At 57.4% G+C, this 11,650-nt stretch carries 6 protein-coding genes and 2 pseudogenes; 3 read left to right on the top strand and 5 right to left on the bottom strand.

The genetic code is table 11. The features are described from left to right. Together AC0Z42_RS29170 and AC0Z42_RS29165 are read right to left on the bottom strand one after the other, a co-directional pair. The coding region (locus AC0Z42_RS29170) for a phosphatase PAP2 family protein (RefSeq protein WP_485471553.1) at positions 1–881 on the bottom strand (881 nt) is incomplete at its 3' end. After that, a complete protein-coding gene (locus tag AC0Z42_RS29165; protein WP_485471552.1) occupies positions 878–3,283 on the bottom strand; it encodes a heavy metal translocating P-type ATPase in 2,406 nt (801 codons plus the stop codon). The genes AC0Z42_RS29170 and AC0Z42_RS29165, both read right to left, overlap by 4 nt. Before the next feature lie 85 nt (positions 3,284–3,368). Here AC0Z42_RS29165 and cadR point away from each other — a divergent pair, with 85 nt between their 5' ends. The 3 genes and pseudogenes from cadR to AC0Z42_RS29150 all read left to right on the top strand — a co-directional run bounded on the left by cadR (position 3,369) and on the right by AC0Z42_RS29150 (position 4,728). Further along, positions 3,369–3,809, top strand: a complete 441-nt coding sequence (gene cadR, locus AC0Z42_RS29160; protein WP_485471551.1) for a Cd(II)/Pb(II)-responsive transcriptional regulator — start codon at positions 3,369–3,371, stop codon at positions 3,807–3,809. A 45-nt stretch (positions 3,810–3,854) separates the two neighbouring features. Beyond that, positions 3,855–4,526 (top strand): annotated as a pseudogene (locus tag AC0Z42_RS29155) (IS5 family transposase); the annotation flags it as partial. A gap of 25 nt (positions 4,527–4,551) precedes the next feature. Then, positions 4,552–4,728, top strand: a complete 177-nt coding sequence (locus AC0Z42_RS29150) for a Tn3 family transposase (RefSeq protein ID WP_136223706.1) — start codon at positions 4,552–4,554, stop codon at positions 4,726–4,728. A 100-nt stretch (positions 4,729–4,828) separates the two neighbouring features. Here the strand turns inward: AC0Z42_RS29150 and AC0Z42_RS29145 are convergent. The 3 genes and pseudogenes from AC0Z42_RS29145 to AC0Z42_RS29135 all read right to left on the bottom strand — a co-directional run. Further along, positions 4,829–5,782, bottom strand: a pseudogene (locus tag AC0Z42_RS29145) (IS256 family transposase); the annotation flags it as partial. A 164-nt stretch (positions 5,783–5,946) separates the two neighbouring features. Continuing rightward, entirely contained in the window at positions 5,947–9,051 is a 3,105-nt protein-coding gene (locus tag AC0Z42_RS29140; RefSeq protein ID WP_485471550.1) for a Tn3 family transposase, read from the bottom strand. A gap of 168 nt (positions 9,052–9,219) precedes the next feature. Next, positions 9,220–11,628: a heavy metal translocating P-type ATPase gene (locus AC0Z42_RS29135; RefSeq protein ID WP_485471549.1), complete on the bottom strand. Its 2,409-nt coding sequence runs from the start codon at positions 11,626–11,628 to the stop codon at positions 9,220–9,222. Positions 11,629–11,650 lie beyond the last annotated feature (22 nt).

Here is an 11,650-nt window from a genome sequence, read left to right as displayed (position 1 = left end):
ATCAGGCTGTAGCCCACCGCTTCGAGGCGTGGCCGCTGATGGCACAGCATGCGTCCCAGCCAAGCAGAAACGACCAGACCCAGCGCCATGAAAAAGTAACGTTGCCAGCCGCCAGCGTTCGCCAGAAAGCTGAATGCCGCGCCGGGATTCAGGACATGGACAAGGTTGAAGACGGTGCTGACTTCGACCTGTTCACCGTAGGCAAACGTGCGGGTGATAGCAAACTTCGCGAGTTGATCGGTCATGACAGCACTGGCGGCCACTGCGAACCAGACCCAAGTCGATGTGCGGCGAACCGATTGCCACACAGGGGCGGCCAGCGGCATCAGCCACCCGGCGAGCGCCGTGCAACTCAATCCAAGTACCCACCCCGCCAGCACATCGGCAGGAAAGTGCATTCCGGCTGCGATGCGTGACCAACCGACCAATGCTGCATAGAGCACCAAAACCATGCGGCCACGACGGCCTATCAAAGGCCAGAGCGCGCCGACCACCAGCGCGGCATAGGTGGCATGCCCGCTGGGCAGGCTGTAGTGTCGTTCGATGCCCCCGATAACGCGCACCATGTCGCCAAAAACGGCAGGCGGGCGTGGAAAGTCGATCCATAGCTTCAAGATGGTGGCGACGAGAAATGCCAACGCAAAGGCCACGCTAAAGACTCTGAGTCTGTACCGGATGGCATCGGCCCGCGTTGGGTCAGGTGCCGACTTTGACCATCCCCACATCGCCAAGAGCATCAGTGGTGCAGTCCAGTAGTTGCCTATCACAAGGTTGAAGAACGATGCCAGCGGTTCCAGCGCTGCAGGTGTGCTCATGTTGATGGCTTGGAACAACGCGATGTTCAGACCACCCCAGTCGTAGAGAAAGAATTTCCAGCTCATTTGCGCAACAGCCTCAAGCCATTGCCAACGACGAGCAAGCTGGCCCCCATATCAGCAAACACCGCCATCCACATGGTCGCTTGACCCGTGAAGGTCAGCACCAGAAATACTGCCTTGATGCCAAGGGCCAGCACAATGTTTTGCATCAGCACCTGCGCCGTCGCACGCGACAGGCGCACGAAGGTCGGAATCTTGCCCAGGTTGTCGTCCATCAGGGCCACGTCAGCGGTCTCGATGGCGGTATCTGTGCCAGCCGCGCCCATGGCAAAGCCGATGTCCGCACGCGCCAAGGCCGGGGCATCGTTGATGCCATCACCGACCATGCCGACCTTGCCCTTTATGGCCAGTAGCTCAACTTCGCGCAGTTTGTCGTCTGGGAGCAGATTGCCTTGCGCACGGTCGATCCCGGCTTGTGCGGCAATGGCCTGTGCCGTGTGGGGGTTGTCGCCGGTCAGCATCATGGTGTTGATGCCCAGTGCATGAAGCTCGGCAATGGCGCTCCTGCTGCTTTCCTTGATGGTGTCCGCTACGGCAAATAAGGCATGAACCCCTTTTGCGCTGACCAACATCACGACAGTTTTACCCATGGTTTCCAGCGCCGCGATGCGCTGTTCCAGCTCGGGAGTACGCTGCCCCAGCTCTTCTAGCATCCGCTGGTTGCCAAGATGGTAGGTTTCACCGTTGATTTGGCCCTGCACACCCCGACCGGGCAGCGCGTTGAATTCGGCCACGTCGAGCAAGGCAACCCCATCCGTCTGCGCGGCTTGTGCCACCGCTTTGGATACAGGATGGTCGGAGCGGGCTGCCAGACTGGCCGCGATGCTGCGGCTGTCCGAGGCGAGTGCATTGCCCCAGGTGACAAAATCGGTCTGTGCGGGCTTGCCGTGCGTGATCGTGCCGGTCTTGTCCAGAGCCAGCCAACGCAGCTTGCGGCCTTCTTCCAGATAGACGCCGCCCTTGATGAGGATGCCGTGGCGGGCGGCGGCGGCCAAGCCGCTGACGATACTGACCGGCGTAGAGATCACCAGCGCGCAGGGACAGGCGACCACCAGCAAAACCAATGCACGGTAAATCCAATCGAGCCATGCCGCCCCCATGAACAGCGGCGGCAGCAACGCAACGGCGATGGCAACGCCGAAAACAATGGGCGTGTACCAGCGGGCGAACTGATCGACAAAACGCTGAGTCGGCGCACGGCTCCCCTGAGCAGCCTCTACCGCGTGAATGATGCGCGCCAGCGTGGAGTGGCTGGCCAGGGCGGTGACGCGGTACTCGAATGAACCTGATTCGTTAATGGTGCCAGCGAATACCGGATCACCGGGGGCTTTCTCGACCGGGAGGCTTTCACCCGTGATCGGGGCTTGGTTGACGGTAGAGCGGCCCTCTAGCACCTCACCATCGAGCGCGATGCGCTCGCCCGGTTTGACCCGGGCGCGGCTGCCGACGACGATTTGCTTGGCGCTCACCTCACGCCATGTGCCGTCGGCCTGTTGCACCGTGGCCTGTTCGGGGGTCAGGTCGAGCAAGCCACGGATGGCGTTGCGGGCGCGATCCAACGACTTGGCCTCGATCACCTCGGCCAGCGCGAAGAGCACCATTACCATCGCCGCTTCGGGCCAGTGACCAATCAACATGGCCCCCGTGACGGCAATCGACATCAGGGCGTTCATGTTGAGGTTACGGTTCTTGAGCGCGATCCATCCCTTCTTGTAGGTGGAAAGGCCACCCGTGAAGACCGCGACAAGCGCCAGAACGACAACCGACCAGTGATTGCCGTTGTGGAGCCAGTAGACCGCCTCGGCCGCCGATGCAGTCACAAAGGAGATGCCCAGCGGCCACCAGTTAGTCGGCGTGGTCACAGGGGACGCGGACGGCGATGCGGCCTCTGCGGTGTCCATTACCTGCGCCTCGAATCCAAGTGTTTGCAGTGCCACGAGCACGTCTGGCAGAACATGGTCCGCATGGCGTACCGACAGCGTGCGCTGCATCAGGTTGAAATCGAGATCAGCAACCCCGGCCATTGTGCCGAGCTTCTTGCGGATCAACGCCTCTTCGGTCGGGCAATCCATCTTGGCAATGGACAGCTTGGTTGTTTTTTCGGTCGATGCCTGATCCATGCGCACGGCTTGCATGCCGATGGCGGCTAGCGCCTGCTCAACGGGTGACAGCGAAGGCAGTTCGTGCCGAACGGCCAAAGTACGCTGCATCAGGTTGAATTCAAGACCTGCCACACCCGCCAGCCCGGCCAGCTTGCTTCGGATCAGCGCCTCTTCCGTGGGGCAATCCATGTTCTCGATGCGGTACACCGCTTGAGCCGATTCGGTTGTCTGCGGGGCTTGTGTCGGGGGTTGGGTGATCGGCCCAGCCGAGCAGCCACACCCTTTTGAAGCGCATTCGCTCATGGATAACTCCTTTAAATCGTCTGTACAGCCTCCATTAAAATCTCTATAGTCGCTATAGAGTCAAGCGATAAATGGAGATTGAGGCATGGAAATCAGAATTGGCGACCTCGCCAAGCGCTCTGGATGCGAGGTCGTGACCATCCGCTACTACGAGAAGGAAGGGCTACTGCCGAAGCCAGCGCGAAGCGGTGGCAACTTCCGCCTGTACGGTGAGGCGCACATTGAGCGCTTGCAATTCATCCGTCATTGCCGTTCGCTCGACATGACGTTGCGCGAGATTCGGGCATTGCTGGGTCTGCGAGACAACCCGATGCAGGACTGTGGGGAGGTCAACACGCTGCTGGAGGCCCATATTCAACAGGTGGAAATACGTGTGTCCGCGCTGTTGCAGTTAAAGCGGCACTTGGTTGATTTGCGCGAGAAGTGTTCTGGCTCTCGATCTGTAGAGGCGTGCGGCATTTTGCAAGGGTTGGGCAATTGCAATTGCCATGGTGAAAGTGCCACGAACAGTCAAACATCTGGGTAAGTAAGGGCTTAGCGTGCTTTATTTTCCGTTTTCTGAGGCGACCCCCAGGTGATCAATGCACTTCGTTATCTGGTCCGTTCGGGCTGCGAATGGCGCATGTTGCCAAACGATTTTCCTCCCTATCAAACGGTGTATTACTGGTTCCGTCGGCTAGTGCGACGCTTCCTCTTCCGAACGATCCACGATCTGGCATTGATGCTGGACCGAATGTGCGAACAGCGCGAAGTCGTCCCCTCGGCCGGCATCGTCGACAGCCAGTCCGTCAAGGCACCAGGCGCACGTGAGCGCGGCTACGACGCACACAAGAAGATCAGCGGCCGCAAACGACATATCGCGGTCGATACCGACGGGCGACTGCTGGCAGTGAATCTGACGCCTGCCGACATCGCCGATTCAACAGGTGCGCAATCGGTCCTCGATGCTTTAGTCAAGCGTTGGCCATGGGTCAAGCATCTGTTCGGCGATGCGGCTTACGACCGACGCACCTTGCTCGACAAGGCAGCCTATCTCGACTTTACCGTCGAAGTCGTACGTGGCTTACAGGGCCAGGACGGCTTTCAGGTACAACCGCGACGCTGGGTCGTCGAGCGCACGTTTGCATGGCTGATGCGCTATCGCCGTCTTGTCCGGGACTACGAGCAGCGCCTTGATGTGTCGGAAGCGATGATTTTCATCGCGCTCGGCTCTTCATTACTGCACCGGATGCGTTTCCGGTGAGTTATTAAACCGTCTCTTAGGTGATATGTGCGACCGCGGCTTAAACCTGGTGACGGGCGCCATCGTTCTTTGGCATGCGGTGTTTCTGGAGCGGGCGACACAGGTTGCGCGCGGTCCTGGCAGCTCCCCGACGCCAGTATGCTGCAGTTTCGTGTCCTCGTTGGCCTGGGAGCACATCTACGGGACCGGATATTACATTTGAAGGAAGAGCAAGAAGGTTGATGAGAAAAATATCGGCCGCTGCGGACTTCAAGAATCGGTAACAGGGCTTAGCGCCCGATTTTTTCCGTTTTCCCTATTCTCCCCATGAACGCAAGCACATCCTGTTCAGCAGCGTCCATCATGTTCGCCAGTTTCGGAAACTTCTCGCGTAGCTGGTCGGTGACCAGGCGCCACTGTGCGCTTGCCGCTTCAGAACCGTCTTGTACGAAGATGGTGTTGATGACAGCTAGTACGGCCCGGCGCTGCCCCTTGTTCGCGTAAGCCAAGGCGTTGCGCAGGAAGTGCACCTTGCAGCGCTGCCAAGTCGTCTTCAGGACTTTGCTGATAGCCGCCTTGAGTCCTTCGTGTGCGTCCGAGATGACCAGCTTTACGCCCCGCAGACCGCGCCGCGTCAGGCTGCGCAGGAACTCGGTCCAGAACGGTTCGGCTTCTGATGCTCCGGTCGCCACGCCGATAATTTCGCGCACGCCGTCAGTATTGACCGCCACAGCGATTATTACGGCCACCGACACCACTCTTCCTGCCTGCCGGGTTTTGACGTATGTGGCGTCGATCCACAGATAGGGCCAGTCCCCCTCGATGGGGCGCTGCAGGAAGGCTTGGACACGTTCGTCGATCTCCTCGCACAGACGCGACACCTGGCTCTTGGAAACGCCGCTCATGCCCATGGCCTTGACCAGCTCGTCGACCGAGCGCGTGGAAATACCCTGGATGTAGGCTTCCTGGATCACCGCGGTCAGCGCCTTCTCGGCAGTTCGCCGCGGCTCCAGGAAATCAGGAAAGTAGCTGCCAGTGCGCAGCTTGGGGATCTTCAGCCCGACGGTGCCGGCGCGGGTTTCCAAAGCTCGCTCGCGGTAGCCATTTCGACTGTTGGCGCGTTCTTCGCTGCGCTCGCCGTACGCAGCCTTGCAAAGCGCCTCGACATCCATCTCCATGAGCCGCTGCAAGGCAAATTGAAGAGTTTGTTTGATGAAATCGGCATCAGCTCCCTTTGCGGCGAGCTCGGTCAGTGCCATAGTAGTAGGCGTGGTCATCGTGTTCTCCTCTGAGTTCGGTTGAGTCGTCAAACCCAAACCTACCCATGAATCACGATGGCCATCTCTTCATTACTCAAGCCTTGGCGCCGAACTCGGCGCCATCTTGGCTATTTATACCCATCCCCTCGAAAAGGTAAAAGTTTTCGTAAGTGCTTGAATTCTCAAGCTAATGAGCTGTCCTCGCCCTCATCGAATGCCTGACCCCAATAGCCCGGTTCGGCGTACCGCGCCGCCAGCGCATCGATGTCGAGCTGTGGCGCTTCGTCCGTGAATTCGAAGCGGCCAATCAGGTTCACGTGGCGCCATGCCACTGGCGAGACGCTCCGCAATGCTCCGATTGCCTCCTCGTCTCCCGCCGCCCGCTTCTGTTCATAAACCTTCGACAGTAACGCCGTATTGTAATAAATGATGGCGTTGGCGATCAGTCGCGAGCACTCATTCCAGATATTCTGCTCGGCCTCAGTCTTGACCCTAAATTTCCCGTTGTTGACGTAAGAGACCGATTTACGGAACCGGTGGTATGCCTCACCCCTATTCAATGCCTTTTGTACGCTCTGACGCAGGCTGGCGTCGTCGATAAAGTCCAAGATGTACAGAGTTCTACGAATATTGTCCAGTTCCCACAGGGCTTTTTTGGTCTGATTCTGGCGTGTGTAGCTGCTGAGCTTGCGGATGACCGTCGCCTGCGTCACATCTTTTTGCGCGAGCGACGCCATGATGCGTTGAATATTAGGCCATTCGGCAATGATCAGATCCTCTGGCACCTTCCTGGATGGCTTGATCAGCAGCTCGCCATACTCCCCCGGATTCCGGAAGCCGACTAGCTTTTCCATTTTCTTGTGAAGGTCGCGGTAACGCGGCGCGAATTGATAGCCGAACACATGCAGGGTCCAAAAATTAACTTGGTTGGTGCCATGCGTATCGGTGGAATGTCGCTCGGGTTTGAGCTCAGACGTGTTGTTGTACAACAGGTCAAACACGTAGTGGCTCTCGTGCTCGTGGGTCCCGATGATCTTTGCGTTAATTGGTACATGGTTCGCAACCAGCGTATAACCGCTAACACCTTTTTGCAATCCAAAGTACTTCGGTGAATGACGCGCGTTGACCGTATCGATCTGCGTTTCGATTCGCTGGCCGTCACTGCTGGAATGCACCGCGTCACGAATATCGTAAAGATGGAATGCTGGCAGTCCAGCAATCGCATTGCTGATCGCGTCGTTGGCCACATGCAGAGTCTCCTGCCGCAAGAAATTGCGCGCCGTGTTGAGGAGCGAGGCGTAATTCAGGCCCGAGACCTCTGCCATTTTTCCGATCCCCATATTGGTACCCATGGCGACAATACACGCCAGCAGTTCGCGCGGATCCGGGTCGTGCTTGATGTAGCGGTCCAGGACGTGGCTGAAGCTTTTTAAGAACCCGGTATGCTGATGGACGAACCACAACAGATCGGCGATGCCGACGCCCGGCAGTTTGCCAAAAAACGGGCTGTTGACCGGCTCGTCCTCGCTCGGATACAGCAATTGCCAGCGCCGCTTTTCGCCGCGGCCTGTGAGCTTGATATGCTGGTTGACCGCGTCGGTGATACGCTGGTTGACGGCCTCTATCTTTGTTTCCAGATCGACCTTCATCTTCGCCAGCGTCTCCTCGATCGGATCGAGAAGGATTTGCGCGCCGATTTCGCCTAGGACTTGGGCCTTGTTTTCCCAGCGTTCATCGCTGATCAGGTCATCCTCGAAGCGGCGGAATTCTACACTGTCCTTAACGTACAGGTTGCCGGCTTCGAGCGCATTGCGCAGCAAGCGGTAAAGCAAAAATTCGTAGCGATCAACGTCCAGAACTTTATCGCCGTCGGTCATCTGGTCGCCGTCATCTTCAACGGCATCCGCAAAAAGGTAGCGCTGCAGGCTCTTGGGAATCACGTCGACTGGAAACAGCGATGGTTTCGCCTGGCGCGGTGACTTCCCACTGCGCAGCAGGTCTTGTAGGACCAGTACCGCATCTAACAGCGGTGCGTCCTCCAATCGACCGGCGAAGTCCAGTTCGCAAAACAAGTGGCGCAGGTTGCGCTTGAACTGGTGCGACAAGGTAGAGTAGTACGCCCACTCGAACCTGGATTTGTCGAAGGCGATATTGCGCAGGTAGTTCGCCACAATAGGAAACTGTTCCGGCTCCAGTAGATGGAACGCTTGTGCCTTGACAGAGGAAAACGGCGCATCTTCGGAGATGCTGGCGTCGGTAAACAAATTAAGTACTTGGCCCGCCGCCTGCAAATGCGCGGCCGCATCCTCCATCGCCTTGTGCATAGCCTCCTCGGCCGCGCGCTTGCCAAGCTTCTCGTATTGGTGGACCAAGTGGATGAAGGCATCGATCAGGTTGTCGTTGATCTGGCGGAAGCGATGGTACGCAAAACACAGCAGGTACAGCCGTGTTGTTTTTGTCGCCATACGTCGCAAGCTGTAGACGGTATAGTACTTGACCAACGAGGAGTAATATTTACTACTCTCGGCTGACAGTCCGGCGGTCGCCAAAAACGCGCGCGCCGTTTCATGCAATGGCAGGAAGTAACGGCGACGTTCGACTTCCTGGCGCAGCTCTTTGTAGCTGAAATCCTTAGCTTCGCGTTTTAGCGCGCTGATCCGGTACATGTTTTCGTCAGCTTCGAGCAAGGCATCCAACTGCCCCTGCGCCGCTGGCGTTAATGCGGTGTCCAGGAGGGCAGTTATTCGGTTACGCTCTGAGGTGACGGCGCGCCCGACCATGTCCTGCAGATAGCTGTAGCCGGGAATAACAACGCGTTGGCTTTCCAGGTGCTGCAGGACTTCGCGCATGATGTAAATTGGCTGCGTCGAAAGCATCGCGAATCGCTGCGCCTTGTGCTCCAGCTCTTCCTTGGCTGCTTGATCTGCCAGGCGGTAATCAAACAATTGTAGGATGACTTTTTGTTGATCCAGTCGGGTAGGCTTGGACAAGGATTTCAGCGTGCGAATCTCTTTGCCTGCAAAATGGCGCTTGATGACATGGGCGACGTCGCCAGCAACCACATTCGGGTCGAAGACAAAGAATCGCCGCTTAGCCTTGAAATAGGCCATTTGAAGCGCAAGATGCACTGCCGCCGATGAAGTGTGGACACTGTCCACGGCATCGCGCTCGATCGTGCTCAAATCGAAGTAGAGCCGTCTGTCGTCGTCAGTGAAATTTGGTAGGTCGTAGAGGGCGGCGATTTCCTCGGCCGATAGAATCGCCAGCCGGCGTGTATCAGTAGCCATGGCGGAAAATCAACCATGAAATGAAATTCGAATCTATATCATCAAGGCTGCCATGAAAAAATTCCATGCCATTTTTTTGGCGGTCGATGGAGGGATTCGAAGCAAGCACAGCCATTCGTAGTGTTTTATTGGTATGCCCCGGTGGTGCCATAGGTTTTAATGATCTGATCATTGTTGCGTCTGGCCTTGGCGCAGCAATCGAAGCCCATTAAATACCACCAGCAGGCTGGCACCCATATCGGCGAATACAGCCATCCACATCGTTGAGTAGCCCATCAATGTGAGCACAAGAAATACTGCCTTGATGCCCAGTGCTAGGACAATGTTTTGTGTCAGGATGCCCGCCGTCATTTTTGAGAGCCGAATGAATGCGGGTATTTTGCGCAAATCGTCATCCATCAGCGCGACGTCAGCGGTTTCGATTGCAGTGTCTGTGCCGGCCGCCCCCATTGCGAAGCCGATATCGGCACGCGCCAATGCGGGTGAATCGTTTATACCGTCGCCCACCATGCCGACCTGTTCGTTGGCGGTCGAGAGAGATTCAATCGTTTTGAGTTTGTCTTCGGGAAGCTGGTTGCCGCGTGCGTCGTCGATCCCGACCTGCCGAGCGATCGCCGTAGCGGTATGCGGATTGTCACCGGTCAGCATCAGTGTGCGCACTCCAAGCGAATGCAACTCCGCGATTGCTTGCCGGCTAGTTTCCTTGACTGTATCGGCAACAGCGAACAGTCCCAGCACTTGGTCAGGAGTGGCCAGCATGACGACCGTCTTCCCTTGCAGTTCAAGCTCGTCGAACATCGTCTCCAGTTTCGATGAGCCGAGGCCAAGCTCGGCAAGTAGGCGATGATTGCCCAGGTGGAGCGTCTCACCGTTTGCCTCACCACGAACGCCTCGGCCGGGGAGCGCAGCAAAACCCGTGATTTCGCGCGGCGCGACTTTGGCCTGGCTGGCCGCCCGGGCAATTGCCTGGGAAACCGGATGATCCGAGCGAGCGGCGAGGCTCGCGGCCAGTGACAGAACCGTCGCTTCATCCCTGTTTAACAGTTTGAAATCGGTTTGCGCCGGCTTACCATGGGTAATGGTGCCGGTCTTGTCTAGCGCGAGCACTGTCAGCTTGCGCCCGCCTTCCAAGTAAACGCCACCTTTGATCAGGATACCTTTGCGTGCAGCGGCAGCCAAGCCGCTGACAATAGTAACCGGTGTCGAAATGACCAACGCGCACGGGCATGCGATGACCAGCAGCACGAGCGCTTTATAAATCCAGTCCATCCAGGCCGCCCCCGCGACCAACGGTGGCACAATTGCCACCAACACAGCAACGGCGAACACTCCCGGGGTATAAATGCGTGCGAACTGGTCGACAAAGCGCTGGGTTGGCGCCCGGCTTCCTTGTGCGGACTCGACTGCGTGGATGATGCGTGCAAGCGTGGAGTCGCTCGCGCGGGCGGTCACCCTGAATTCAAAGGAACCGGATTCGTTGATCGTGCCCGCAAATACCGTGTCATCGACGGTTTTGTCCACTGGCAGACTCTCACCGGTGATTGGGGCCTGATTGATTGCAGACTGGCCACTGGTGATAACTCCGTCAAGAGCGAGACGTTCACCCGGTTTCACGCGCACCACCATACCTAGCGGCACATCCTTGGCTTGCATCTCCGCCCAGCTGCCGTCCAGCTGGCGGACCGTTGCACTCTGCGGCGTTAGATCCAGCAGGCCGCGAATTGCGTTCCGCGCGCGGTCCAGCGATTTTGATTCGATGATCTCCGCCAGCGCAAACAGGAACATGACCATTGCCGCCTCGGGCCAATGTCCAATCAGGATGGCGCCCGTGACCGCGATAGACATGAGGGCATTCATATTAAGATTGCGATTTTTCAGCGCAATCCAGCCCTTTTTATAGGTTGGAAGCCCTCCTGTAGCGATCGATACGAGCGCTAGCAAAATCACGCCCCAGTGAGCATCGTTGTAAAAGGAATAGACTAATTCCGACAGCATCGCAGCTACGCCAGAGCCGCTGACAATCCACCAGTTAACCTTCCCGTGCGCCACGTCGGCCGAACTTGTTTCAGGACGCTTGTCCTCAACCTCGGCCGGCAGGCCGATCGATTGCAGCGCTGCGAGAACGGCGAGAAGCGAATCTTGTGTGTGGCGCACCGTCAGCCGGCGCTGCATCAAGTTAAACTGCAGGTCCGAGACACCGACTAGTTGGACTAGCTTCTGGCGTATCAATCCTTCCTCTGTCGGGCAATCCATCTTTGCAATGTGCAGCACGCTGGTGCACAGGCCAGGGACATCTTCCAGTTTCGCCCGCATGCCAATGCTAGCGAAGGCTGCTTCCACCGGGTCTAGCGATGGCAGGGTATGGATCACTTTGAGAGTGCGCAGCATCAGATTGAAATCTAGGCTTTGGACGCCTTCAATCTTTCCCAGCTTGTCGCGGATCAGCGCCTCTTCGTTCGGGCAGTCCATGTTTTCAATTCGGTACGTGACTTGTTGTTCGGTTGCGTTGGACGCTGTAGTAATGCTGTCCGGTGATGGAGCTGCGCAATCGCACCCATTTGATATTTTGTTGTCCATGCAATTCTTCTCCTGTCGTTCA

This window comes from Janthinobacterium sp. 1L-D-8-B-C4, from assembly GCF_057291295.1.
The sequence above is the reverse complement of the archived record's forward strand: the minus strand, read 5'-3'. Positions and strand labels throughout refer to the sequence as shown.